24 protein-coding genes are annotated in these 23,727 nt (G+C 63.0%); 13 read left to right on the top strand and 11 right to left on the bottom strand.

Annotation, left to right across the window (positions count from 1 at the left end; genetic code table 11):
* From BM413_RS25640 to BM413_RS25630, 3 genes are read right to left on the bottom strand one after another with little or no spacing between them, the layout of a single operon-like run.
* A complete protein-coding gene (locus BM413_RS25640) occupies positions 1-2,820 on the bottom strand; it encodes a DUF4159 domain-containing protein (protein WP_091917699.1) in 2,820 nt (939 codons plus the stop codon).
* Positions 2,817-3,734 (bottom strand): DUF58 domain-containing protein, encoded by a 918-nt coding sequence (locus tag BM413_RS25635; protein ID WP_091917698.1) that lies wholly within the window; start codon positions 3,732-3,734, stop codon positions 2,817-2,819. Before BM413_RS25635 ends, BM413_RS25640 begins: the two co-directional genes overlap by 4 nt.
* The gene (locus tag BM413_RS25630; RefSeq protein ID WP_091917697.1) at positions 3,734-4,738 is read right to left on the bottom strand and encodes an AAA family ATPase; all 1,005 of its coding nucleotides are present in this window, start codon (positions 4,736-4,738) and stop codon (positions 3,734-3,736) included. The genes BM413_RS25635 and BM413_RS25630 overlap by 1 nt, the downstream gene beginning before the upstream one ends.
* Positions 4,739-4,876: 138 nt before the next feature.
* Here BM413_RS25630 and BM413_RS25625 point away from each other — a divergent pair, with 138 nt between their 5' ends.
* Genes BM413_RS25625 through BM413_RS25615 form a run of 3 tightly spaced genes read left to right on the top strand, consistent with a single transcriptional unit; the run spans position 4,877 to position 7,413 of the window.
* Entirely contained in the window at positions 4,877-5,506 is a 630-nt protein-coding gene (locus BM413_RS25625) for a DUF1285 domain-containing protein (RefSeq protein WP_091917696.1), read from the top strand.
* 3 nt (positions 5,507-5,509) lie between these two features.
* Entirely contained in the window at positions 5,510-6,142 is a 633-nt protein-coding gene (locus BM413_RS25620) for a CoA pyrophosphatase (protein ID WP_091917695.1), read from the top strand.
* The gene (locus BM413_RS25615; RefSeq protein ID WP_091917694.1) at positions 6,139-7,413 is read left to right on the top strand and encodes a CCA tRNA nucleotidyltransferase; all 1,275 of its coding nucleotides are present in this window, start codon (positions 6,139-6,141) and stop codon (positions 7,411-7,413) included. Before BM413_RS25620 ends, BM413_RS25615 begins: the two co-directional genes overlap by 4 nt.
* Positions 7,414-7,423: 10 nt before the next feature.
* On the opposite strand, the gene BM413_RS25610 is transcribed toward BM413_RS25615, so the two are convergent.
* From BM413_RS25610 to hemF, 3 genes are all read right to left on the bottom strand, one after another.
* The gene (locus BM413_RS25610; RefSeq protein ID WP_091917693.1) at positions 7,424-7,609 is read right to left on the bottom strand and encodes a DUF1059 domain-containing protein; all 186 of its coding nucleotides are present in this window, start codon (positions 7,607-7,609) and stop codon (positions 7,424-7,426) included.
* Positions 7,610-7,719: 110 nt separating this feature from the next.
* Positions 7,720-8,658 carry an alpha/beta hydrolase gene (locus tag BM413_RS25605; RefSeq protein ID WP_091917692.1) on the bottom strand — a complete coding sequence of 313 codons (939 nt, stop codon included), beginning with the start codon at positions 8,656-8,658 and terminating at the stop codon, positions 7,720-7,722.
* A gap of 394 nt (positions 8,659-9,052) precedes the next feature.
* On the bottom strand, positions 9,053-9,967 hold the full coding sequence (hemF, locus tag BM413_RS25600) for an oxygen-dependent coproporphyrinogen oxidase (RefSeq protein WP_091917691.1): 915 nt from the start codon (positions 9,965-9,967) through the stop codon (positions 9,053-9,055).
* Positions 9,968-10,089: 122 nt separating this feature from the next.
* Between hemF and BM413_RS25595 the strand changes: the two genes are divergently transcribed.
* Positions 10,090-10,347, top strand: coding sequence for a hypothetical protein (locus BM413_RS25595; RefSeq protein ID WP_091917690.1), 258 nt, complete (start codon positions 10,090-10,092; stop codon positions 10,345-10,347).
* 34 nt (positions 10,348-10,381) lie between these two features.
* Here the strand turns inward: BM413_RS25595 and soxR are convergent, their stop codons facing one another.
* A complete protein-coding gene (gene soxR / locus BM413_RS25590; RefSeq protein ID WP_091917689.1) occupies positions 10,382-10,855 on the bottom strand; it encodes a redox-sensitive transcriptional activator SoxR in 474 nt (157 codons plus the stop codon).
* A 170-nt stretch (positions 10,856-11,025) separates the two neighbouring features.
* Complete coding sequence (locus tag BM413_RS25585) at positions 11,026-11,484, bottom strand: tRNA (cytidine(34)-2'-O)-methyltransferase (RefSeq protein ID WP_091917688.1); 459 nt, start codon at positions 11,482-11,484, stop codon at positions 11,026-11,028.
* A 461-nt stretch (positions 11,485-11,945) separates the two neighbouring features.
* Here BM413_RS25585 and BM413_RS25580 point away from each other — a divergent pair, with 461 nt between their 5' ends.
* The 5 genes from BM413_RS25580 to BM413_RS25560 all read left to right on the top strand — a co-directional run bounded on the left by BM413_RS25580 (position 11,946) and on the right by BM413_RS25560 (position 18,379).
* Positions 11,946-12,320, top strand: coding sequence for a hypothetical protein (locus BM413_RS25580; RefSeq protein WP_139238649.1), 375 nt, complete (start codon positions 11,946-11,948; stop codon positions 12,318-12,320).
* A 121-nt stretch (positions 12,321-12,441) separates the two neighbouring features.
* Positions 12,442-14,316: an ABC transporter ATP-binding protein gene (locus BM413_RS25575; RefSeq protein WP_091917686.1), complete on the top strand. Its 1,875-nt coding sequence runs from the start codon at positions 12,442-12,444 to the stop codon at positions 14,314-14,316.
* A gap of 2 nt (positions 14,317-14,318) precedes the next feature.
* Positions 14,319-16,196 carry an ABC transporter ATP-binding protein gene (locus BM413_RS25570; protein ID WP_091917714.1) on the top strand — a complete coding sequence of 626 codons (1,878 nt, stop codon included), beginning with the start codon at positions 14,319-14,321 and terminating at the stop codon, positions 16,194-16,196.
* The gene (locus BM413_RS25565) at positions 16,193-18,061 is read left to right on the top strand and encodes an ABC transporter ATP-binding protein (protein ID WP_091917685.1); all 1,869 of its coding nucleotides are present in this window, start codon (positions 16,193-16,195) and stop codon (positions 18,059-18,061) included. Before BM413_RS25570 ends, BM413_RS25565 begins: the two co-directional genes overlap by 4 nt.
* Positions 18,062-18,067: 6 nt before the next feature.
* Positions 18,068-18,379: a DUF6665 family protein gene (locus BM413_RS25560; RefSeq protein ID WP_091917684.1), complete on the top strand. Its 312-nt coding sequence runs from the start codon at positions 18,068-18,070 to the stop codon at positions 18,377-18,379.
* Positions 18,380-18,385: 6 nt separating this feature from the next.
* On the opposite strand, the gene BM413_RS25555 is transcribed toward BM413_RS25560, so the two are convergent.
* On the bottom strand, positions 18,386-18,730 hold the full coding sequence (locus BM413_RS25555) for a cupin domain-containing protein (RefSeq protein WP_091917683.1): 345 nt from the start codon (positions 18,728-18,730) through the stop codon (positions 18,386-18,388).
* A 272-nt stretch (positions 18,731-19,002) separates the two neighbouring features.
* Here BM413_RS25555 and petA point away from each other — a divergent pair, with 272 nt between their 5' ends.
* The 4 genes from petA to BM413_RS25535 all read left to right on the top strand — a co-directional run bounded on the left by petA (position 19,003) and on the right by BM413_RS25535 (position 22,522).
* Positions 19,003-19,563: a ubiquinol-cytochrome c reductase iron-sulfur subunit gene (gene petA / locus BM413_RS25550; protein ID WP_091917713.1), complete on the top strand. Its 561-nt coding sequence runs from the start codon at positions 19,003-19,005 to the stop codon at positions 19,561-19,563.
* A gap of 19 nt (positions 19,564-19,582) precedes the next feature.
* Complete coding sequence (locus tag BM413_RS25545; protein WP_091917682.1) at positions 19,583-20,884, top strand: cytochrome b; 1,302 nt, start codon at positions 19,583-19,585, stop codon at positions 20,882-20,884.
* 26 nt (positions 20,885-20,910) lie between these two features.
* Complete coding sequence (locus BM413_RS25540; RefSeq protein WP_091917681.1) at positions 20,911-21,774, top strand: cytochrome c1; 864 nt, start codon at positions 20,911-20,913, stop codon at positions 21,772-21,774.
* 202 nt (positions 21,775-21,976) lie between these two features.
* Positions 21,977-22,522 carry an adenine phosphoribosyltransferase gene (locus BM413_RS25535; RefSeq protein ID WP_091917680.1) on the top strand — a complete coding sequence of 182 codons (546 nt, stop codon included), beginning with the start codon at positions 21,977-21,979 and terminating at the stop codon, positions 22,520-22,522.
* A 252-nt stretch (positions 22,523-22,774) separates the two neighbouring features.
* Here the strand turns inward: BM413_RS25535 and BM413_RS25530 are convergent, their stop codons facing one another.
* Together BM413_RS25530 and BM413_RS25525 are read right to left on the bottom strand one after the other, a co-directional pair.
* Positions 22,775-23,242, bottom strand: a complete 468-nt coding sequence (locus BM413_RS25530) for a MaoC family dehydratase (protein ID WP_091917679.1) — start codon at positions 23,240-23,242, stop codon at positions 22,775-22,777.
* Entirely contained in the window at positions 23,239-23,700 is a 462-nt protein-coding gene (locus tag BM413_RS25525; protein WP_091917678.1) for a MaoC family dehydratase, read from the bottom strand. The genes BM413_RS25530 and BM413_RS25525 overlap by 4 nt, the downstream gene beginning before the upstream one ends.
* Between the last annotated feature and the right edge of the window lie 27 nt (positions 23,701-23,727).

Here is a 23,727-nt window from a genome sequence, read left to right as displayed (position 1 = left end):
CTACTGCCCCAGCCTTTCGAGCAGCACCGGCACGTGGACCTGATCGGATTTGTAGTTGCCGGTCAGCATGTACATGACGATGTTGACGCCGGCGCGGTAGGCATAGATGCGCTGCATCGGGTCGGCCGGCACGGTCGGCAGCATCGGCTCGCCATTGGCGTCGATAGCCCATGCGCCGGCGAAATCATTGGCGGTGATCATGATCGGGGTGACGCCGTCGCCGGTACGCACGGGACGATGTTCGGGATTGGTCGCCTCGGCCGAGGCTTCCACCCAAAGCGGGCTACCGTTGAAGCGCCCGGGGAAATCCGGAAGGATGAAGAAGGATTTGGTCAGGACGTGGTCGGCCGGCACCGGTTCCAGCGGCGGCACGTTGAGATTGCCGAGGATGTCGCGCAGCCGCTCGGTTGCGGGGCTGGCGGAGCCGGCGTCGATGCCGGTCGAATACTGGTCGCGCGTGTCGAACAGCACCGTGCCGCCCTGCTGCATATAGGCGTCGATGCGGGCGATGGCCTGCTCGGTCGGCATGGCCGCGTTCGGGTCGATCGGCCAATAGATGATCGGGTAGAAGGAAAGCTCGTCCTTCGCGATGTCGACGCCGGCCGGCTTGCCGGGCTCGAGTGCCGTCTTGTCGATGAGGAAGCGCGACAGGCCGTCGAGGCCGGCGCGGCTGATGGCGTCGATGGAGGCGTCGCCGGTCAGCACATAGGCGAGGCGGGTGGTCGAGACAGCTTCGATGGCTTCTGCATCGCCCGGCTTGGCGTCCTGCGCCATGGCATGCGAGGAGAGCGCGAACATGGCGCCGGCGGCAAGCAGGACGACAGCCGCCGAACCTGCCGCTCTTGCTGCCTTGCGGCGGCGGTTGAACATGCCGCCCATCCAGAAGACGGCGAGGGTGTCGAGAAGCATCAACAACAGGGCAGCAGCCACGAGCGGACCTTTCAGATCCCGGGATTCGTCGAAAGCATAGCGCATTTCGGTGACCGGCGCTGCGACCTGCGGACGGACGAGCGGGGTGAAGGCGGCATCGGCGCCAAGCAGGTTGTGGGCAACGACGCCTTCCTCGCTGCCATAGAGGCCGGGCGGGTTTTCGATGGTGACGGGTGCGGGGCCTTGTCCGACGGTCAGCGGCCGGGCATCGGGCGTCGGCGGCACGAGCGCGCCATTGGCTGCGATCATGCGATAGGGCGCGAGCGAGGCAATCTGGCCTTCGGCGTTTGCGGCAGCAGAACCCTGGTTGCGTGAAAGCTGGACGAGACGGCGCAGCATCTCGACGAAGCTGCCCGAGATCGGCAGGTTGGACCACGTCGCTTCCGGCGTGATGTGGAAGAGGACGACGGTGCCTTTTTCGCGCTTCGCTCCGGTGACCAGCGGCGTGCCGTCGGCAAGGCTTGCCCAGGTGCGCTCGACGATATCGGCGGTCGGCTCGGCCAGCACCTGCCGGCTAACGGTGACCTCGGAGGGTGGGGTCAGGTCGGCAAACGGGCCGGCTGGGAATTCTGCCACGGCCTGCGGCTCGGTCCAGGACAGTGCGCCGCCGAGCGAACGTTCGCCGAGGCGCAGGCGCACAGGCAGAAGCTCTTCGTCATTGCCGGCTGCAGCGAGGCGCGAGCCGGCGAAGCGCACCAGCGTGCCGCCATTGTCGACCCATTCGATGAGTTTCTGGCGTGCAGCGTCTGGGATGGTGCCGACGTCGGCCATGACGATCATCGCCGGCTTCTGGTCGAGAAGCTGCGGGATGGCGTCGGCAAGGTCGGGGCTACGGGGCTCGACGAGATCGGCGAAAGGCTCGAGTGCGCGGCGGATGTAATAGAGCGGCGACAGCAGCGGCTGGGCCTGATCGGCCTCGGACTGGGAGAGCAGGCCGACGCGCCGCCGCTTGGAGCTTTCATCCAGTACGCGCACGGCTCCGGCCTGGTTTTCGCCGTCGATGGCGATGGCGGCGAAATCGTTGCGCAGTTCGAACGGCACCTGCATCTGGCCTGTCGCCGTCGTTTCGCCTGCGCCGAAGGTGAGTGCGGCATCGGCGATGCGGCGGCCCTTGTCGTCGAATGCCCCGGCAGTGACCTGGCGCGGGCCGGCATCGCCGGGCGGACGAATGGCGGTTAGCGCAAAACCTTCGAGCTGGTTTTCGGCGGCCTTCAGCCCGACCGTGTTGAGCCGGTCCGGAACGACCCATACGACGTCGGCGGGGTTCTTGCCGAGCAGGGTGTTGAAGGCGGCTTCGTCGCCCTGGGCGGCTAGGCCGTCGGCAAGGATGGCGACGCTGGCGCCGGGCAGCGCTTCAAGCGCTGCGGCGACCCGCGCATAGACGGCTGGGCGATCGGTCGGAACCGGACGCGGCTTGGTGGCGCGCAGCTTGTCGCGGGCGGCATCGGCGTCGAAGGGGCCGATCTCGGCATTCGGCTTTTCGGCGGTGAAGGCGAGCAGGACCGGCACGCCCGTCGAATTGGCATCGCCGATCAGGCGCTCGGCGGTGGCGACGCGGCGGTCCCAGTCGGGAGCGCTTGCCCAGTCATTGTCGATGACCAGCGCCAGCGCGCTGCCATTCGTGGGCAGTTTTTCACGCGGATTGAACACCGGCTCGGCCAGCGCCATGACGACGAGGGCGGCCATCAGCAGGCGCAGCAGCGTCAGCCACCACGGGCTCTGATGCGGCGTTTCCTCGCGCTTCAGGACGCGGGCGAGAATCTTCAGCGGCGGAAACACTTCCGTCTGCGGTTTCGGCGGCGTCAGGCGCAGCAGCCACCAGATGACCGGCAGCGCCAGCAGGCCCCAGAGGATGGCCGGAAAACCGAAGGAGAGCGGGAGCCAGCTCATGCGCGGGCCCCGGAGGCGTAGCCGCCGTCGGCGGTCAGCGCCATGTGAATGCGCACCAGCGCGTCGGAGGCGAGGCGGTCGGTGTGGTTGACTGTGTAGCTCCAGCCGAGACGCTTGCACCAGGCCGCCAACTCATGGCGGCGGGCGTTATAGAGTCGCTGGTACTCCTCGCTCAGCATTTCGGCACGGCCGGCGGTCAGCTTGTCGCCGGTCTCGGGATCGGTGAATTCGGTGCGGCCGGCATAGGGGAAGGTTTCCTCGGCCGGATCGGCGATCTCGATCAGATGGGCGCGAACGCCATGCCGGGCGAGCACATCGAGCCATTCCTGGGTTTCCTCGACGGGATCGAGAAAATCGCTGGCAATGACGATATCGGAGAAGCGGCGGATGGCGGTGAGGTCAGGCCGTGCCGGCAGGCTGGAGGCGTGGGACAGGTGTCCGGCAAGCCGCTCGGCGCCGTTGCGGGCGGTGAATGGGTCGGTGAGGCCAGGCCAGGCGATACGCTCGCCGCTGCGCGACAGAAGCTCGGCCAGCGCAAGCGTGATCACCAGTGCGCGCGATTCCTTGGAAACGCTGGCCGTGGTCGATTTGTAGAGCATGGAAGCTGAAGGATCGGCCCAGAGCCAGACGGTATGGGCTGCCTCCCATTCGCGGTCGCGGACATAGGTATGGTCGTCGCGGGCCGAGCGGCGCCAGTCGATGCGCGACATGGCTTCGCCCTCGACATAGGGCCGGAACTGCCAGAAATTTTCGCCGATGCCGCGCTTGCGGCGGCCGTGCCAGCCGCCGATGACGGTGTTGACGACACGGCGGGCCTCGATCAGCAGGTCGGGAACGAGCGAAGCGCGCAGCCTTGCGCGGGCAAGGGCGTCTCGCGTGCCGACCGGGGAGGAGGCCTCGCCGATGCGTGCCATCAGACCCCTTTCACCAGCCGGGCGACGACATCGCGCACGCTCATGCCTTCGGCGCGGGCGGCGAATGTCAGCGCCATGCGGTGCTGCAACACGGGTTCAGCCAATGCCTTGACGTCGTCGATGGAGGGGGCAAGACGCCCTTCATAGAGCGCGCGGGCGCGGGCGCAGAGCGTCAGCGCCTGGCTGGCGCGCGGGCCGGGGCCCCAGGCGACATGCTTGTCGGTCTCGGCATTGCCCTGACCCGGACGGGCGGAGCGGACGAGATCGAGGATCGCCTCGACCACGCTTTCGGGCACCGGCATGCGGCGGATAAGCTGCTGGATTTCCTGGAGCCGCGAAGGCGTCAGCACATTCGCCGCCTTTGCGTCCTCGACGCCGGTGGTTTCGAGCAGGATGCGGCGCTCGGCCTCGATGTCGGGATAGAGAATATCGATCTGCATCAGGAAGCGATCGAGCTGGGCTTCCGGCAGGGGATAGGTGCCTTCCTGCTCCAGCGGGTTCTGGGTGGCCAGAACGTGGAAGGGGGCGGGCAGGTCGTGGCGGGCGCCGGCGACGGTGACGTGGTATTCCTGCATCGACTGCAGCAGCGCCGACTGGGTGCGTGGCGAGGCGCGGTTGATTTCGTCGGCCATCAGCAATTGCGCGAAGATCGGGCCGGGAATGAAGCGGAAGGAGCGCTTGCCGGCCTCGTCCTGCTCCATCACTTCGGAGCCGAGAATGTCGGACGGCATCAAATCGGGCGTGAACTGGACGCGGCGGGCATCCATGCCGAGAACGATGCCCAAAGTCTCGACCAGCTTGGTCTTGGCAAGGCCGGGAACGCCGACCAGAAGCGCGTGGCCGCCAGCCAGCAGTGCGACGAGCGTGCGCTCGACCACGCTTTCCTGGCCGAAAATGACCTTGCCGACGCCGTCGCGGACCTTGGAGATGTCAGCCAGTGCCGTTTCGGCCTGCGCCACCATTTCCTTTTCGCCGATCGATGGGTCCTTGACGATTATGCTCATGCCGCTTCGATCCTCGTTTGTCTGGAACGTCGGCCGGCAACGTCCAGTGCCGCGATTCGCACGCCTATGGTGCCATTGAATGAACTTAAATCACTCATCTAGGCTGACAAGCGCAACAACAGTGACTATTTCGTGACCATGACCAAAGTCGAAGATCATCGTGAACAGACCCTGACCAGCGTTGCCGACACCGCCGGGCTGTCGGCGCTGATCTCACGCGCGGCCCGCGCAGGCAAGGGTCTGCCGCCGGTCGAGCGCTGGAATCCCGACTTCTGCGGTGATCTCGACATGGAGATCCGGCCGGACGGGACCTGGTTCTATCTCGGCACGCCGATCGGGCGCATGCCGCTGGTGCAACTGTTCTCGACGGTGCTGCGCAAGGATGCCGACGGCAAGACCTATCTCGTCACGCCGGTGGAAAAGGTTGGCATCAGGGTGGTCGATGCGCCGTTCGTTGCGGTCGAGATGAATGTCTCGGGCGAGGGCGATCGCCAGGTCATCACCTTCCGCACCAATGTCGGCGATGTCGTTGAAGCGGGGCCGGAACATCCGCTGCGTTTCGTTGACGAGGACGAGACCGGCGGTCTGAAGCCCTATGTCCTGGTGCGCGGAAGGCTGGAAGCGCTGGTGGCGCGGCCGGTGATGTACGAACTGGTCGAACATGGCGAAGAAATCGAGATCGACGGTGAGCTGATGTTTGCGGTGCGGGCAGGCGGCGAGGTCTATCCGATCATGCCGGCCGAGAAACTTCGGCAGTTGAGCGCCTGAGCCATGGACAACGCAGTCGCAACGCATTTTTCGGCTCTCGATTTCCGCAGGCGTGTGGAGCGGGAGCGCGAGCCGGAACCGGACCCGGACTATGGCGACCATCGCTTCAATCCGGGTTTTGGCCATCTGATCCGCCGCGATAATCTGCGTGACGCTGCCGTGTTGATTCCCGTGGTAGATCATGGCGACGAGGCCAGCGTGATCCTGACCAAGCGCACAGAAAAACTGCGCAATCATTCGGGGCAGGTGGCGTTTCCCGGAGGACGCATCGACCCGACCGACCCGACGCCAGAATTCGCCGCACTGCGCGAGACGATTGAGGAAATCGGGCTGGGCGAGGATCATGTCGAGGTCGTCGGGCGCATGCCGGACTATGTTGCCGGCAGCGGTTATCGCATCGCGCCGGTGCTTGGCATCGTGCGGCCGGGGTTTCATCTGACGATCAATCCGCATGAAGTGGATACGGCCTTCGAAGTACCGCTGCGTTTCCTCATGGACCCCGCCAACCACCATCAGAGCAGCCGGATGTGGAACGACAAGGAATGGGTCTTCTACGACATGCCCTATGGTGGGCAGCGCATCTGGGGCGTCACCGCCGGCATCATCCGCACGCTTTATGAAAGGCTCTATGCATGAGCGATAAGGCGTCGATCGCCGACCGGGCCAAATGGCTCGGCGACAAGGATATTCAGCGTCTTCTGGCAGCGCTCTCGGCTGATGGCGAGGAAGCACGCATCGCTGGCGGCGCGGTGCGCAATGCGCTGCTGGGCGAGATGGTTTCCGACATCGACATCGCCACGACCAATCGGCCGGAGGAGACGACGCGGCGCGCCGAGGCTGCCGGCTTCAAGGCCGTTCCGACCGGGGCCGAGCACGGCACGATCACCGTCATTGCCGGCGGCAAGCCGTTCGAGGTGACGACGCTGCGTGCCGATGTCGAGACCGACGGGCGGCGCGCCAAGGTGCGCTTCGGCCGTGACTGGAAGAGCGACGCCGAGCGGCGCGACTTCACCATCAATGCGCTTTACGCGGAAGCAGACGGCACCGTGATCGATCTTGTCGGCGGGCTTGCCGACCTCGAAAGCCGCACCTTGCGTTTCATTGGCGATGCGGAAGCGCGCATTCGCGAAGACTATCTGCGCATCCTGCGGTTTTACCGGTTCTTCGCCTGGTACGGCTCGGGCCGGCCGGACGCCGAGGGCGTGAAGGCCAGCGCGCGGCTGAAGGACGGGCTCGACCAGCTTTCGGCGGAGCGCATCTGGGCCGAACTGAAAAAGCTGCTTTCTGCGCCCGACCCCTCGCGTGCGCTTTTGTGGATGCGGCAGGCCGGTGTTTTGACGCGCATCCTGCCCGAGAGCGAGAAATGGGGCATCGACGCCATTCACGGGCTGGTGAAGACCGAGCGTGATCTGGGCTGGAAGCCCGATCCGTTGCTGCGGCTCGCGGCGATCGTGCCGCCGGATGCCGCGCGCATGGCCGGGCTGGCCGAGCGGCTGAAATTTTCAAAGGTGGAGAGCGAACGCCTGCTGCAGTGGGCGGGCGCGCCGGCGCCGGTATCGACCTGGACTGAGGGCGCTTTTGCAAAGATGCTCTATCGTGGCGAGCCGAAAGGTTTTGCCGATCGCCTGCGTCTGGCGCTGGCTTCGGCGCGCGCCCGTGCGGTCGAGGACGACAAGGCGCTGATGGAAGCCGGCGGGTTCTCGCGATTGCTGGCTTTCGCGGAAAAATGGGAAAGGCCGGATTTCCCGGTCAAGGGCGCGGATTTGACCGCGCTGGGTGTCACGCAAGGGCCGAAAATGGGCGATACGCTACGAGCGCTGGAAACCGCATGGGTCGATTCCGGCTTTGCGCTCGATCGCGACGCGCTGCTTGAGCGCGCCGCCGACAGTTTTAAAACAACAAGTTAGCGGATTTCGATCAGGCCGCGTCGCGGACTTTTTCGATCCGTGAGCGGATCGCTTCGATCATGGTTTCGCGGATGATCGTCTCGCCGTGTGTTTCGCGCATATGCTCGACTGCGCGGCGCATCACTTCGGCTTCTTCCTCATGCTTCGTATGCCAGTCGCAGCCGGGAACAAGCGATCCGCATTGAAATTCCTTCATTGGTTTTCCTCCTAATCCTCGCTCTTGGTGGCGGACAGGATGATAACACGGAATGGGGCAATAAGTTGCGTCTGCGGGCCTGGATCAACTCATTCTGATCAAGGCTTGTTTCAGTTCAACGAAACGGCATTCGAACGGGCCAGCCAATCGCTGACGAGCTTGGCGTCTTCGTCGCCGAGGCCATGGTCGGCCTTGATCATGTGTGCGTCGATGCGCGCGCCGTGATCCTTCAGCATCGCTTCGAGGGCGGGTGCGAAGGGCGAATAGGTGACGTCGGCCTGACCGGCGACGACGAGATAGCGGACGCTGGACAGATCGACCGCCGGGATTTTTTCCAGCACCGACATCGGCCGCAGCAGCACGGCGCGCTCAACGAGGCCGGGGTGAAGCAGGGTCAATGCGGCCAGCAGATTGGCGCCGTTGGAATAGCCGACGAAGGTGGTGTGATCGAGATCGAGCATCTTCTTCTTGACGGCGTCCTGCAGGAAACCGGCAAAGGCGTTTGCTTCCGAGCGGATGTCGCGCTGGTCGAATCGGGTCGGCGTCAGGCGGGCGTACCAGCGCTTGCTGCCATCCTGTACGACGCGGCCGCGCACGCCCATCAGCACCGAGCGCGGGGCGATGCGGGAGGCGAGCGCCATCATCGTCGTCTCGTCGCCGCCCGAGCCGTGAAGGAGCACAAGCGTTTCGGCAGTGGCCTTTTCCGGTCGCTTGACGAGGACGGTGAAGTCTTTCGCGCGGATGATGGACGACGAGGCGGCCGCGGGCGGAACGGCGGCGCTGTTTGCAGGAGCGCGCGAATCCTGTTCGATCATGGCCTTGACTGGCTCGGCTTTAAGGCTTTTCACGGGCGTCTCGGCCGACAGATCCGGGCAGCGCGCCGCAGCCGCACCTGCGGGTTTCGGTGATTCCTTGCTGCTGTTGGAGGCCGCCATCTTTGCCTGCGAACCGTTGCGCTCGCAATCAGATAGATCGCGCGCGCCGGCTGCGCCAGCAAAACCGAGGACAAGAATAAGCGCCATCGCGCCGAGGAGAGACTGCTTGATCATGGACGGACACTGTCAGCTAAAAGTTAACTAAAATTCTAGAGCCTGATCCATCACAAGAGATTCCGGATCGTGCTCTATCGTCTTGTTTCGCCACGATCTTTCCGGAAGCCGGGTTCCGGCTGCCGATCATGGTTTAGCGCGTTTCGCGGGAGGCCCAACCCCACCGCATTTCATGTGTCATGCGTAGATTCTAAGTGTTACAGCGTCCTTTGCGCGTCGACTGGACGCGCGGCGCTGTAAGCAGGGCGGCGCGTTTTCACGCTCGCCCCAGCTTCATCCAAGTCCTAATCAGAATATTTTCGTTTGTCACCACGCAATCTTACAGGTGGTAACAATCCGGCATAAGTGTCGCTTTCAGGTCACATTGCCTATAAGCGACATGCTACGGGCGAGGTCACGGCCACTTCACCTCGGGCGGCATGCTCGACAGGATCGAGTTGACGTTGCCGCCGGTCTTCAGGCCGAAGATGGTGCCGCGGTCGTAGAGCAGGTTGAACTCGACATAGCGGCCGCGGCGAATCAGTTGCTCCTCGCGGTCGCCATCGGTCCAGTTCAGGCCGAAATTCTTGCGCACCAGATGCTGGTAGACGACGAGGAAGGAACGGCCGACATCCTGCACGAAGCGGAAATCGGCTTCCCATCCGCCCTTTTCCTGTGGCGACTGCAGGTAGTCGAAGAAGATGCCGCCGACGCCGCGCGCCTCGTTGCGGTGGGGGAGATAAAAATACTCGTCGCACCAGGCCTTGTAGCGGTCGTAGTCGGCGATTGCGGCATGCTTGCCGCAGGCGAATTGCATCGTCTTGTGGAAGGCGAGCGTGTCCGGGTCGTCCTGCGTGCGGCGCCGGTCGAGCACGGGGGTGAGGTCGGCGCCGCCGCCGAACCATTGGCGCGAGGTCACGACCATGCGCGTGTTCATGTGCACGGCGGGCACGTTGGGGTTCCAGGGATGAGCGATCAGCGAGATGCCGCTTGCCCAGAAACTGGGATCTTCCTCGGCGCCGGGCATCTGCTTGCGGAACTCCGGAGAGAATTCGCCGTGGACGGTGGAGGTGTGAACGCCGACTTTTTCGAAGACGCGGCCATGCATCATCGACATGATGCCGCCACCGCCCTTGCCCTCCTCGCGTTGCCAGGGGGTCTTTTCGAAACGGCCCGGCGACCAGGAGGCCTGCGGGCCGGTGAGATCGTCCTCGATCTGCTCGAAGCCGGCGCAGATGCGGTCGCGCAGTTCCTCGAACCAGGCGCGCGCGCGTTCCTTCTTGCCTTCGATGTCCGCAGGCAATCCCGCCGGTATTTCAGCTCGCTCCATAGGCACTCGTCTCCACTCACTGTCTTGCAGGCCTGCCGTCCCGTGATTGGCGCCTGCGAAAATGACTCGTCTTTTCCCGCGCGATCCCTAATCTGTAATTGATCAGGGTCAAGGAGTTAGTCGTGCGTACCCCGACGAGACCGCCGCTCGATGGTCTGAAAAGAAGGCTCGATCAAAGCCGGGCTGAGCGTGAACGTACGCCGCGCGACGGCTTTTTGCGCGAGACCTTCGTGTTGCCCCGTCCGGACGCCCGCGCCAAGGCGCAGGAGTGGTTCGAACGCTGGCCGAAGCAGGCCTACTGGACAACGATCGAAAGCTGGTTCGAGCGACCGGGCGATGTCATCGAATTCACCATCCGGCGTCTGCCGACTTCCGACTAGACTGTGTTGAGATTCAGGCGGGCGGTGGCCAAGTTCAGAGCTTTCCGCATTCGCGGCTGGATTTTCGATGCGATGCGGTCAGAAGCAGGCGCGGGCCGGGTCCATCTTCGCTGAGATGGTCGTCGGCATTGTGCAAGGGGCAGCGGTCGATGGACATGCAGCCGCAACCGATGCAGTTGGTCAGCCCGTTGCGCAGTTTCTGCAACTGAAGAATGCGCTGGTCGAGATCAGCGGCCCAGCCTTCCGAAAGCACGCGCCAGTCCTCCCGAGTCGGCGTCCTTCCGTCCGGCAGCGCGGCGAGGGCGGCGGAAATATCGGCCAGCGAAATGCCGACCTCCTGCGCGACCTTGATGACGGCGACGCGGCGCAGCACGTCCTGGCCGTAGCGCCGCTGGTTACCGCCGGTGCGGTGGCTTTTGATCAGGCCCTTCGTCTCGTAGAAATGAAGCGCTGAAACCGCGATGCCGCTGCGATGCGCCACCTCGCCGACCGATAATTCCCTGCCCATGTCCGACTTTCCGCTTGACCTCAACTAATGTTGAGGTTGTAGCAAGATATCCTTCAGGACGCAAATCGAAGGATGAGATGATGTTCACACGGCTGAGAATCGGTGGGTCGGTCAGGGTCCGGGGGCGCAAGATCGCAAGCTGGGCGATCGTGGCCGGCGTGGAGGATGTTTCAGCCGAGTTGCCGGATCGCTTCGCCCGCAGCCATCGCGGCACTCAGCGCGAGATTGAGGCTGCGGCCGCCGCCCTTCATCGGAATGAGGAGCCGCGCGTCGGCGGTCTCATGCACGTCTTCTGGTACGCCCGCCGATTCGCGGCCAAACAATATTACGTCGCCGTCAGCGTAGCGAAACTGCGTGTAGGGCAGGGCGGCTTTGGTCGAGAAAAGAACAAGGCGGCGGCCTTCGGCCTTTCGCCACGCCTCAAAAGCCGTGAAATCGACATGGCGCGTCAGGGAGGCCATTTCGAGATAATCCATGCCGGCTCGTCTCAGGTTCCGGTCGGAAAGATCGAAGCCGGCCGGCTCTATGATATCGACGGCAATGCCGAGGCAGGCGGCCATGCGCAGGATGGTGCCGGTGTTGCCGGCGATGTCGGGCTGGTAGAGGGCGATGCGGATGCCGTCGGCCAATATCTTCACTCGCTAATGTGTTGCGGTACAGCCACAGGCGCCGCAAGGTTGCGACAATTTGGCAGTTACGCGTGGTCTTGCGCGCCGAATGCGGTTATAGAGCCGTCATTGTCAACTCGAACCGACGGAGGCAGTCATGACTATGCGTGTATTCTTGCTCCCGGCCCATGCCGCACGACGCTGACGGCGGTTTTCGGTTCGAAGCTTTCCTTTGACATTCTAAAGCACCAGTAACTCCATTTCCGCGTATTCGTGCGCGTGTCTTTGCTCCCGATCCACGGCCTCTGGGCGTGATGTCGGCCTGGGTTTGGCGCTTTAACTCTGACATTTCGAAGCTTCAGGACTCGATTCCCGCCGGAACTCTTTTCCGTTTTCAAAGGAATCCGACGATGTCTTTTTCATTCAGGGGACGAAAATCCCCACCTGAACCAGCCCCTTTGTCGCGGCAGCCGAACGGTCGCGTGAGCCTGTCCGAACGCAAGCTGTCGGCCTGGGCGATGGTCATGGGCGTGCGGCTGCCGTCTGACTACCCCGAGAGCCGGATGCGGCGTCGCGGCGGTTTGCCCGATGTCGACTTTTCCGGTGCAAGCCCCGATCCGGGCTACCGCTCGCCATTGCAAAGGCTGAGCGATCGCATTGCTTCGGCGTTGCGGTCTCTCAGGGACTGGCGGGCTCCTGCCACGACCGTGGCAGGAGCGGTCGCCGAAGATATCGGCGAATCCGCGCGGACACCCTACATTGAGGAGAACGGGCCCGCCCTGGCGGGCAAGCCCGATCAAGCCGGTGAGGAGACGCTCGAATATGATGGCGGTGAATCGGTTCGCCGCGCTGCATGACGCAACGCTGTAACATGATCGCGGATTGATTCCGGGGCATGTTACAAGTTGTTGCTTTTACGAATGATTTGCCCGAACGGCGCGCCGCTTTTCGGGAAAGGCACCAAACAGAGAATGAACGATGTTTCGCTGGTTTGAAAAAAGGTTAGATCCGTTTCCCGCCGCGGAGCCGGTCGAGCCGCCCAAGACGCTGGTGGCCTTCTGCCTCCATTACACCAAGGGATCGTGGCCCTTCATTGCCGTCTCGGCTGTTCTGACGGCGCTGGTCGCGCTGGCCGAAGTGTGGATGTTCGGCTTCCTCGGCTCGATCGTCGACTGGCTGTCGGCACAGAATCGCGAGACGTTCCTCCAGACAGAGGGCTGGAAGCTGGCGGCGATGGCTTTCGTCGTGCTGTTTCTGTTGCCTGGCACGGTGTTCATAAATTCGATGGTCAACCAGCAGACGCTGATGGGCAACTATCCCATGCGTATCCGCTGGCAGGTGCATCGCTACCTGCTCAAGCAGTCGATGACCTTCTATCAGGACGAGTTCGCCGGCCGCATCGCCACCAAGCTGATGCAGACCGCGCTCGCCGTGCGCGAATGCGTGATCAAGCTGGTCGACGTGCTGAACTATGTCATCGTCTATTTCCTCGGCATGCTGGCCATCGTCGGATCGGCCGACTGGCGGCTGGCTGCGCCGCTGGCAATCTGGCTCGTCTGCTACGTCATCCTGCTGCGCTATTTCATACCCCGGCTCGGCAAGGTGGCCGAAGAGCAGGCTGATGCGCGTTCAGTGATGACGGGACGCGTCGTCGACAGCTACACCAATATCCAGACGGTGAAGCTGTTTTCGCACAGCCGGCGTGAAGCCTCCTTTGCGCGCGAGGGCATGTCGAGCTTCCTCGAGACGGTCTACCGCTCGATGCGGCTGGTCACCGGGCTTTATGGCGTTCTCTACGTCCTCAACTCGATCCTGCTCACCGCCGTCACAGCACTCTCCATCTGGCTGTGGCTCGGCGAGGCCGTGTCGATCGGCGCGGTCGCCGTCGTCATCGGGCTGGTGCTGCGTCTGTGGGGCATGTCGCAATGGATCATGTGGGAAGTGTCGGGCCTGTTCGAGAATATCGGCACGGTGCAGGACGGCATCGGCTCGATTTCGATGCCGCGTCTTGTCGAGGACAAGCCCGGTGCGAAGGAGATCGTCGTCAGCAAGGGCGAGATCGCGTTCGAGAATATCGGCTTCCATTATGGCAAGGGCAAAGGCGTCATCGAGCATCTGTCGCTGACGATCAGGCCGGGCGAGAAGGTCGGTCTGGTCGGGCGCTCGGGTGCGGGCAAGTCGACGCTGGTGAACCTTTTGCTGCGCTTCTACGATCTGGAAAGCGGCCGCATCCTTGTCGATGGCCAGGATATCTCGGCCGTGGCGCAGGATTCGCTGCGCGCCGAGATCGGCATGGTCACGCAGGATACGTCGCTGCTGCATCGCTCGGTGCGCGACAATATCCTCTATGGCCGTCCCGACGCCGACGATGAGATGATGGTGGAAGCGGCGCGGCGCGCCTCGGCTGCCGAATTCATCGCCGGGCTCTCCGATCCGAAGGGACGCAAGGGCTACGACGCTCATGTCGGCGAGCGCGGCGTGAAATTGTCGGGCGGCCAGAGGCAACGCATCGCCATTGCCCGCGTTATGCTGAAGGATGCGCCGATCCTCATTCTCGACGAGGCGACGTCTGCGCTCGATTCCGAGGTCGAGGCGGCAATCCAGGAAAACCTCTACCGGCTGATGGAGGGCAAGACAGTGATCGCGATTGCCCACCGGCTTTCCACCATCGCCGCGATGGACCGGCTGGTCGTCATGGATCAGGGCCGGGTCATAGAGGAAGGCTCGCATGAGGAACTCGTCGCACGCGGCGGGCTCTATGCGCAGCTCTGGAATCGGCAATCTGGTGGCTTCCTGCCCAGTGACGAATCGGTTGAGAATGGACCCATAGGAAAGGGTCTCGCCGCCGAATGAGCATGCGCGCCGTCTATGAGATGTTCGAAGGCTGGGTGAACCCGTTTCGGGAGCCCCGGAGCCTTCGGCCACCCGAGACGGTGTGGGGCTTTATCTGGCACTATGTCGGCCAGGCAAAGCTCGCCTTCTTCGCCATGCTGGTTATCGGTGGAATAGCCCCGCTCGTCGAAGCGGGGCTTTTCTACTTTGTCGGGCACCTTGTCGATATTCTCGATCAGGCGTCTGGCAACAGAAGCTGGCAGGGGCTCTGGGACGCTGCCGGCATGCAGCTGCTGTTCATGCTGGTCACCGTCCTAGTGCTGAGGACGATCGTCGAGGCGCTGTCCGACCTGATCGATGAGCAGACCATCACGCCGGGATTCTACAATCTCGTGCGCTGGCAGGCGCATCGCCATGTCTCGCGCCAGTCCTATGCGTTTTTCCAGAACGATTTCGCTGGCCGCATCGCCACCAAGGTGTGGCAGGCGGGGCAGGCGACGGGCGACCTGATGGAAAGCTTCATCGAGGTCGTGTGGTTCATGATCATCTATACGATCACCACGCTGGCGCTGGTGGCCAGCCTCGATCTCAGGATGGCGGGGCTGGTGGTGATCTGGATCGTGGCGTTTGGCTTCGTCGCCCGCCATTACCTGCCGTCGATACGCAAGCATGCCGAGGCGACGGCCGAGGCCGGTTCGATGATCAATGGCCGGATCGTCGATTCCTATTCCAATGTGCTGACGCTGAAGCTGTTCGCCGCCGATGGCGACGACCGCTACATCCGCAACGGCTTCGACATCTATGTCGAGACGCAGCGGCCGTTCATGCGCAAGCTGACCGGCCTGCGCATCAGCATGACCGCGCTGTCGGGTGTGATGATCACGGCGATCGCCTGCTTTGCCGTGTTTCTGTGGGTCGAGGGCACGATCACGGTCGGTGCGGTCGCCTTCACGCTCAGCCTCGTGTTGCGTCTCAACATGCTGCTGCTGCGGCTGATGATGCAGCTCAACGGCATCCTGCGAAATCTCGGCGTGCTGGAAAACTCCAAGGCGCTGATCTCGCAGCCGCTGGGGCTGACCGACAAGCCCGGTGCGAAGGACCTGGTGGTCAAGGGCGGCGAAATCCGCGCGGAGAATGTCGTCTTCCACTACGGCAAGGGTGGCGGCGTGCTCGAGGGCATCGATCTTGTCGTCAAGCCGGGCGAAAAGGTTGGGCTGGTCGGGCCGTCCGGCGCCGGCAAGACGACGCTCGTCAATCTGATGCTGCGGCTCTACGACCTCGAAGGCGGCAGGATCCTGATCGACGGGCAGGATGTCTCGACGGTGACGCAGAATTCGCTGCGCGCCAATATCGGCGTCGTCAGCCAGGATACCGCACTTTTCCATCGCTCGCTGCGCGACAATATCAAGCTCGGCAAGCCGGACGCGACCGAGGCCGAGGTGATCGCGGCAGCACGAAAGGCCGAGGCGCATGGGTTCATCGGCCGGCTGCGCGACAACAATGAGCGCTCCGGCTACGACGCCTATGCCGGCGAGCGCGGCGTGAAGCTGTCGGGCGGCCAGCGCCAGCGCATCGCCATTGCCCGTGTTTTCCTGAAGGACGCGCCTATATTGGTGCTGGATGAAGCGACGTCGGCGCTCGATTCGGATGTCGAAGCGGCGATCCAGGAAAATCTCCATGCGCTGATGCAGAACAAGACCGTCATCGCCATTGCGCACCGCCTCTCTACCATCGCAGCCCTCGACCGGCTGGTGGTGCTCGATGACGGACGCATCGTCGAGCAGGGCACGCATGATGAGCTGGTCGAGATGGATGGGCTTTATGCGCGGCTGTGGAAGCGCCAGTCGGGCGGCTTCCTGTTCCATGAAGACCAGATCGAAGCGACGAGGCCGGCCGAATGAAAGACGGCGGTTTTAGCGACAGGCTGTGGCGCAGGCTGGAAGGCTGGATCGATCCGTTCCAGGACACCGACCGCGAGGTGCTGCCGGCCAATGCATGGCGCTTCATCCTTTATTTCGCCAGCCAGGCCAAGGGACCGTTCATCCTGCTCCTGATCGTCGGCGGCCTGAGTGGGGCGGTCGACGCCGCGCTCTACTGGTCCGTCGGCTGGCTGATCGACCTTCTCGACAAAACGAGCCCGCAGGCATTGCTGACCGATCACTGGCCGGAACTGGTGGGGCTCATGGCGCTGCTTCTGGTGGTGCGCAGCGTGGTGATGATCGGCGGCGCGATCGTCGAGCAGCAGATGGTCGTGCCTGGGTTTTTCTCGATGGTGCGCTGGCAGGCATTCCGCCGCGTCATCGAGCAGCCCTACGATTTCTACCAGAATGATTTTGCCGGGCGCATCGCGACCAAGATCATGCAGGGCGGCGAGGCCGTCGGCGATTTTATCGTCAACGTGCTCCAGACCATGTGGGCGTTCCTGACCTTCATGATCCTGACGACGACGATCTTGATAACCGTCGATCCGCTGATGGGCGTTGTGGTGACGGTCTGGTTCATTTTGTATGGAGCGATCGTCTATTTTCTACTGCCTGAGATGCGCCGCGCCGGCCGCGCGACGGCCGACGAGCGTTCGATCTTCAACGGCAGGCTGGTCGATGCCTTCACCAACATCATGGCGGTGAAGCTCTTCGACAGCGGGCGGCGCGAACATGCCTATGTCCGCGACGGGTTGGAGCGGTTTCTGGTCGCCGTTGTTCGGCTGACGCGGTCGGTGACGCTGGTGCGCAGCTCGATCGCCATACTGAACGGCTTCATGATGGGATCGGTGGCGGCGATCTGCATCTACAAATGGACCGGTGGCGGCATTTCCACCGGCGCCATCGCTGCCTCGCTCGGCCTTGTCTTCCGGCTGAACCAGATGTCCGGCTGGATCATGTTCAATATCAGCGGCCTGATCCGCAATTACGCCACCGTGCAGGATGCCACCCGCACGATCTCGGTGCGCCCGGCGATCCGGGATGCGGCGGATGCCCTCGTCATGCCGCGCGCCAAGGGCGATATCCGTTTCGAGAACGTCTCCTTCCATTACGGCAAGGGTGGCGGCGTCATCGAAAACCTGAACCTGCATATCAGGCCGGGCGAGCGCGTGGCGCTGATCGGCCCGTCGGGGGCGGGCAAGACGACCATCGTCAATCTGGCGCTGCGGCTGTTCGACGTCGAGCAAGGCCGCATCCTTATCGACGGGCATGATTTGCGCTCGGTCACGCAAGGCTCGCTGCGCGCGCAGTTCGGCGTGGTCAGCCAGGAGGCGATGCTGATGCATCGCTCGATCCGCGACAATATCGGCTATGGCCGCGAAGGGGCGACGCAGGCCGAGATCGAGGAGGCCGCCGAGCGGGCGGCGGCGCATGAGTTCATCGTCGATGTCTCCGATCCAAAGGACAGGCGCGGCTACGATGCCCATGTCGGCGAGCGCGGCGTAAAACTCTCGGGCGGCCAGCGCCAGCGCGTGGCCATCGCGCGCATGATGCTGAAGGACGCGCCGATCCTCATTCTCGACGAGGCGACCTCGGCGCTCGATTCGGAAGTCGAGGCGGCGATCCAGGACAATCTCTACCGGATGATGGAGGGCAAGACCGTCATCGCCATCGCTCACCGGCTTTCCACCATCGCAGCACTTGATCGTCTGATCGTGCTGGATGATGGCAAGATTGTCGAGGAAGGCACGCATGAAGCGCTGATCGCCAGGGACGGGCTTTATGCGCAGCTGTGGAAGCGCCAGTCGGGCGGCTTCCTGGCCGATCGGCTCGCCGCGGAGTAGGCGGTCATGTCGCTTCGTCCACCCGGCAAGTATTCGCATCCATCGCAGGAAACAGGCTTCAACGTGCTCGAGCACGAGATGCTGGCGGAAATGGCCGTATCGCTCGGCCGCGCCGGACAGCGCGCCGAGGAGGCGCTGGCGCTGCTGCGCGATCACCAGGGCGACGAGGCAACGAGACCGAAGCTGCTGAAAGCGGCGGCGCGGGCCGTGCATGCCTATTTCATCCAGCGCGAGCTTTGCGGCCTGCGCCGCCATGACGACGTGATCCGCGATCTCGCCATTCCGAAGGAAGTGCTGGTCAGGCTCGGGGCGATGTGAGCGCGCTCATTCAAGCCATTCGGTGATGAAACTATCGCTGGCGTGAATGTCGATCGTTTCCAGCAGGTCGGGACCGATGTTTTCGAATTTGTGCGGCGTGTTGGCCGGTGCGACAAGGACCATGCCGGCCCGTGCTTCGATCTGCTGGTCACCGACCGTGAAGCGGGCGCGGCCGGACCGGATGATGAAGGTTTCGGCATAAGGATGCCGGTGCAGCCTTGGCCCGCTGCCGATCGTTTCCGAGCTGTTGAAGATTATCGAAACCGGTGAGCCGCATGCGGTACCCGGCAACTCGCCGTGCCACAAGGTCGGCGATTCGGCCCAGCCATCGCGATCGATCACGGTCACCATGGCGGCGACGATACTCTGGAGCGTTGCTGCATGTCGAGGAGGCGGGCGGGGAGTGCCGTTTTCTACCTTGTTGATAGACTCTCCACAGCCACCCGCGACAATCTGCCCTGACCCCTTGTCCCGTCTGGACAAGAGCCGGCTTCGCGCATAAACCGAGTGCCAAATGCCGGAGGAATTCGTCAGCCTGCTCCGCTATGCGGTTGCGGGCTGTCGACAGTGAGCGGGGACATGGCTCGACCGCCGGCGTGGGTAAGGCGAAAGGATCATATCTCGTGAGCGCAAACGACACGATCGACCCAACCCGTCGTGATTTTCTTTATGTGGCGACCGGCATGGCCGGCGTCGTTGGCGCTGGTGCGGTCGCCTGGCCGTTCATCGATCAGATGCGCCCCGACGCCTCGACGCTTGCAGCCTCCTCGGTCGAGGTCGACGTTTCGTCGCTGACGCCGGGCATGTCGCTGACGGTCAAGTGGCGCGGCAAGCCGGTGGCTATCCGCAACCGCACGGAAAAAGAAATGAAGGATGCCGAGGCCGTCAGCCTTAGCGACCTCAAGGACCCGCTTGCGCGCAACGCCAATCTGGCCAGCGACGCGCCCGCGACCGACGCGAACCGCACCGTGCCGGGCAAGGAAGCCTGGATGGTGATGGTTCAGGTCTGCACCCATCTTGGCTGCATCCCGCTCGGCGAGCAGGGTGAATATGGCGGCTGGTTCTGCCCGTGCCACGGCTCGGCATACGATACGGCCGGGCGCATTCGCAAAGGACCGGCGCCTGAGAACATGGCGATCCCGGTATTCTCGTTCATTTCCGACACTTCGATCCGGATCGGCTAAGGCAGAGGGAACTTAATCCATGAGCGGTGGACACTCGACCTATTCGCCAAAAACAGGCATCGAACGCTGGTTCGACGCGCGCATGCCATTGCCGCGCCTCATCCATGATTCGTTCGTCTCTTTTCCGGTTCCGCGTAACCTGAACTATGCCTACACCTTCGGCGGCATCCTTTCGCTGATGCTGGGCGCGCAGATCCTGACCGGCATTGTGCTGGCCATGCACTATGCGGCAGACACGACGCTGGCTTTCCAGTCGGTCGAAAAGATCATGCGTGACGTGAATTCGGGCTGGCTGTTGCGCTACCTGCATTCCAATGGCGCTTCGATGTTCTTCATTGCGGTCTACATCCACATCATGCGCGGCCTCTACTACGGCTCGTACAAGGCGCCGCGTGAGCTGCTCTGGATTCTCGGCTGCATCATTTACCTCCTGATGATGGCGACCGGTTTCATGGGCTACGTGCTGCCTTGGGGCCAGATGTCCTTCTGGGGCGCCACCGTCATCACCGGCTTCTTCACCGCCATTCCGCTGGTGGGCGAGTGGATCCAGCAGCTTCTGCTTGGTGGCTTCGCCGTCGACAATCCGACGCTGAATCGCTTCTTTGCGCTGCACTACCTGCTGCCCTTCATGATCGCCGGCGTCGTCATTCTTCATATCTGGGCGCTGCATGTGGTCGGCCAGACCAACCCGACCGGCATCGAGATCAAGTCGAAGACCGACACCGTGGCCTTCACGCCCTATGCGACCATCAAGGATGCGTTCGGCATGGTCGTGTTCCTCGCCGTGTTCGCCTACTTCGTCTTCTACATCCCGAACTATCTCGGCCACCCCGACAACTACATCGTTGCCGACTCGCTGAAGACGCCGGCCCATATCGTGCCTGAATGGTACTACTTGCCATTCTACGCGATCCTGCGCGCCATCACCTTCAACATCGGTCCGATCGACTCGAAGCTCGGCGGCGTGCTGGCCATGTTCGGCGCCATCGCGGTCCTGTTCTTCGTGCCGTGGCTGGATACGTCGAAGGTTCGTTCGGCCGTCTATCGCCCATGGTACAAGCTGTTCTTCTGGCTGTTCGTTGCCAATGCCATCTTCCTCGGCTGGCTCGGTTCGCGCCCCGCGGAAGGCACCTATGTGGCACTGGCCCAGGCCTCGACGCTTTACTACTTCGCGTTCTTCCTCGTCATCATGCCGGTTCTCGGCCTGATCGAGACGCCGCGGCGGTTGCCGAACTCGATCACCGAAGCGGTGCTTGAGAAGAACAAGTCCGGCTCGGGTCACCCTGCGGGTGCTGCGGCATCGCCGGAAACCAAGGGCTGAGCGAGAATCTTGAGAGGAATGTTCGCATGAAAAAGATTCTCACTGGATTGGCTGTGTTCGGACTGGTCGTTGCCGGCGCTTTCGGTGCCGCCATCGCCGCCGAGGAAGGCCACAACGAGGCTGAGCCGACCCATTTCCCGATCCACAAGCCTACGCAGGAAAAGTGGTCGTTCGCAGGTCCGTTCGGTACCTACGACAAGGCCCAGCTCCAGCGCGGCCTGAAGGTCTACAAGGAAGTCTGCTCGGCCTGTCATTCGATGGAGCTGGTGGCTTTCCGCACGCTGGAAGATCTCGGTTATTCCGAGGCCCAGGTGAAGGCTTTCGCTGCCGAATACGAAGTGCAGGACGGCCCCAACGCCGATGGCGAGATGTTCACGCGCAAGGCGATCCCCAGCGATCACTTCCCTTCGCCGTTCCCGAACCACGCTGCGGCTGCCGCTGCAAACGGTGGTGCTGCACCGCCGGACTTCTCGCTGATCGCCAAGGCGCGCGGCGTGGAGCGTGGGTTCCCGACCTTCATCTTCGACATATTCACGCAGTATGCCGAAGCCGGCCCGGACTATATTCACGCACTGCTGACGGGCTTTGACGAGCAGCCGCCTGCGGGAATGCAGATTGCCGAGGGCACGCACTACAACCCATATTTCATTGCCGGCAAGTCGCTGGCCATGGCCAAGCCGATCTCGGATGACCAGGTCACCTATGACGATGGCGCGCCGCAGACGGTCGACCAGTATTCGCGCGACGTTTCCGCCTTCCTGATGTGGGCCGCCGAGCCGCATCTGGAAGCGCGCAAGCAGACCGGCTTCCGAGTCATGGCCTTCCTGCTGCTGTTCGGAGCGCTGGTCTACCTGACCAAGCGCAAGGTCTGGTCGGGCGTCGCCCACTAAGCGTGGTCACGGCAAAATCAAATCTGGAAGAGGGCGCTGAGAGCGCCCTTTTCTTTTTGTCCGCACGGTCGCACAACTAGATCGCCGTGCGTCCGTTCGGACGCACAAAGGACGATCAAGCACTTTGAATGAGGATCGGAATATTCCGAAAACCGGTAACCACTTTTCGGTCCGATGCTCTAAGCCTCAACGGAACAATCTCATGAAATCCTCCCTCGAAGAAACCTTGATCTCCGCGATCCGCAACATTCCGGACTATCCCAAGCCGGGCATCATGTTTCGCGACATCACCACGCTGCTCGGCAATGCGCGGGCTTTCCGGCGCGCCATAGACGAGCTGGTGCACCCCTATGCCGGCTCGAAGATCGACAAGATCGCCGGGATCGAGGCGCGCGGCTTCATCCTTGGCGGGGCGATGGCGCACCAACTCTCGTCAGGCTTCATTCCGATCCGCAAGAAGGGAAAGCTGCCGCACGAGACCGTGCGGGTGGCCTACAGCCTGGAATACGGGCTGGACGAGATGGAGATGCACAAGGACGCCGTCACGGCCGGTGAGAAGGTTATCCTCGTCGACGACCTGATTGCCACCGGTGGCACGGCTGAGGGCGCGGTGAAGCTGCTGCGCCAGATGGGCGCCGACATCGTCGCTGCCTGCTTCGTCATCGACCTGCCGGAACTCGGCGGCCGGGCAAAGCTGGAGGCGCTGGACGTGCCGGTGAGGACGCTGGTCTCATTCGACGGGCATTGAGGCTTTGGGAGGTTGGCGCTGCCGCTCATCCCGATTGCAAATAGAGTTCGACCCCCACTCCGTCTCGGCTTCGCCGAGCCACCTCTCCCCCGATCGACGGGGGGAGAGGAAACGCCGGCCGCAAGGCTTGGCACCCTTCCTCTCCCCTTTTTAGGGGGAGAGGTGGCTCGGCGAAGCCGAGACGGAGTGGGGTGGGCCGCGCTATATACGATTGGGGAGAAGGTCGCGGCAGCGCCGAGCCCTAAATAGTTCTCAATCCGCCTTCACCAGAACCGCGCTTTCGAACTCAAGAACCTTGTCGCCGGTCGAATCGAAGGCGTCGGCGCGTATGGTCACGAGCCGCCATCCGGGACGGCTGGCGACCGGCCTATGGCTCAAGCCGGTGCGGGTGAAGGTTACTGTTTCGCCGGCATAGACCGGCTTCAGCCATTTCAGGTTCTTAAAGCCGGGTGAGGGGCCGAATTCCGGCTTAGGGCCGGGGCCGTCCCATTTACCGTCTGCCAGCGCCTGCTGTTCAAGATTGTAGCGCATCCAGGTCGCGGTGGTGTGCCAGCCGGAGGCGCAGAGCCTGCCGAACACGCTGTTCTCGGCCTTCTTCTCATCCATGTGAAAAGGCTGCGGGTCGTACTTGGCGGCAAAAGCCTTGATGGCTTCGGGCTCGAATCTGTGCGAGCCGAGCGTGACCGTGGTGCCGATGCCGAGGAATTCGTCCAGCGTCATGCCGTGCCCTCACGCGTCAGGAACATCCCGGTGTTTTCCAGTTCGATCACGCTTTCGCCCTTCTGGTTGAAGAGTTCGTGACGGCAGGTGACGAAGCCGAGCGTCGGCCGCGATTTCGATAGCCGCTTGGCAAGGACGGAGCTGCGGCCGGTCAGCGTGTCGCCGGCCAGCACCGGCTTCTTCCAGCGGGCATATTCAATGCCGGGCGCGCCTTGCGAGGTGGAGTCGAGCAGGAAGGCATCGCACATCATGCGCATGAACATCGCGCAGGTGTGCCAGCCGGAGGCGGAAAGGCCACCGAGAATGCTCGCCTTGCCTGCTTCCTCATCAAGGTGCATCGGCTGAGGGTCGAATTCGCCGGCGAATTCTATGATCTCGGCTGCGGTGACAATTTTCGTGCCGAGGTCGATCGAGCCGCCTTCGGGGAAATCCTCATAGGCCCATTTCTTGGTGGTCATGCCGCAATCCTGTTCAGGCTTGAACTT

The sequence above is a fragment of the Mesorhizobium sp. YR577 genome (genome assembly GCF_900116595.1).
Classification (GTDB): Bacteria; Pseudomonadota; Alphaproteobacteria; order Rhizobiales; family Rhizobiaceae; genus Mesorhizobium_M.
The sequence above is the reverse complement of the archived record's forward strand: the minus strand, read 5'-3'. Positions and strand labels throughout refer to the sequence as shown.

What these genes read in the sequence shown, in the direction of transcription:
- BM413_RS25640 (WP_091917699.1), bottom strand. Translation starts at nt 2,820, where the DNA reads ATGAGCTGGCTCCCGCTCTCCTTCGGTTTTCCGGCCATCCTCTGGGGC.
- BM413_RS25635 (WP_091917698.1), bottom strand. Translation starts at nt 3,734, where the DNA reads ATGGCACGCATCGGCGAGGCCTCCTCCCCGGTCGGCACGCGAGACGCC.
- BM413_RS25630 (WP_091917697.1), bottom strand. Translation starts at nt 4,738, where the DNA reads ATGAGCATAATCGTCAAGGACCCATCGATCGGCGAAAAGGAAATGGTG.
- BM413_RS25625 (WP_091917696.1), top strand. Translation starts at nt 4,877, where the DNA reads ATGACCAAAGTCGAAGATCATCGTGAACAGACCCTGACCAGCGTTGCC.
- BM413_RS25620 (WP_091917695.1), top strand. Translation starts at nt 5,510, where the DNA reads ATGGACAACGCAGTCGCAACGCATTTTTCGGCTCTCGATTTCCGCAGG.
- BM413_RS25615 (WP_091917694.1), top strand. Translation starts at nt 6,139, where the DNA reads ATGAGCGATAAGGCGTCGATCGCCGACCGGGCCAAATGGCTCGGCGAC.
- BM413_RS25610 (WP_091917693.1), bottom strand. Translation starts at nt 7,609, where the DNA reads ATGAAGGAATTTCAATGCGGATCGCTTGTTCCCGGCTGCGACTGGCAT.
- BM413_RS25605 (WP_091917692.1), bottom strand. Translation starts at nt 8,658, where the DNA reads ATGATCAAGCAGTCTCTCCTCGGCGCGATGGCGCTTATTCTTGTCCTC.
- hemF (WP_091917691.1), bottom strand. Translation starts at nt 9,967, where the DNA reads ATGGAGCGAGCTGAAATACCGGCGGGATTGCCTGCGGACATCGAAGGC.
- soxR (WP_091917689.1), bottom strand. Translation starts at nt 10,855, where the DNA reads ATGGGCAGGGAATTATCGGTCGGCGAGGTGGCGCATCGCAGCGGCATC.
- BM413_RS25575 (WP_091917686.1), top strand. Translation starts at nt 12,442, where the DNA reads ATGTTTCGCTGGTTTGAAAAAAGGTTAGATCCGTTTCCCGCCGCGGAG.
- BM413_RS25570 (WP_091917714.1), top strand. Translation starts at nt 14,319, where the DNA reads ATGCGCGCCGTCTATGAGATGTTCGAAGGCTGGGTGAACCCGTTTCGG.
- BM413_RS25565 (WP_091917685.1), top strand. Translation starts at nt 16,193, where the DNA reads ATGAAAGACGGCGGTTTTAGCGACAGGCTGTGGCGCAGGCTGGAAGGC.
- BM413_RS25560 (WP_091917684.1), top strand. Translation starts at nt 18,068, where the DNA reads ATGTCGCTTCGTCCACCCGGCAAGTATTCGCATCCATCGCAGGAAACA.
- BM413_RS25555 (WP_091917683.1), bottom strand. Translation starts at nt 18,730, where the DNA reads ATGGTGACCGTGATCGATCGCGATGGCTGGGCCGAATCGCCGACCTTG.
- BM413_RS25545 (WP_091917682.1), top strand. Translation starts at nt 19,583, where the DNA reads ATGAGCGGTGGACACTCGACCTATTCGCCAAAAACAGGCATCGAACGC.
- BM413_RS25540 (WP_091917681.1), top strand. Translation starts at nt 20,911, where the DNA reads ATGAAAAAGATTCTCACTGGATTGGCTGTGTTCGGACTGGTCGTTGCC.
- BM413_RS25535 (WP_091917680.1), top strand. Translation starts at nt 21,977, where the DNA reads ATGAAATCCTCCCTCGAAGAAACCTTGATCTCCGCGATCCGCAACATT.
- BM413_RS25530 (WP_091917679.1), bottom strand. Translation starts at nt 23,242, where the DNA reads ATGACGCTGGACGAATTCCTCGGCATCGGCACCACGGTCACGCTCGGC.
- BM413_RS25525 (WP_091917678.1), bottom strand. Translation starts at nt 23,700, where the DNA reads ATGACCACCAAGAAATGGGCCTATGAGGATTTCCCCGAAGGCGGCTCG.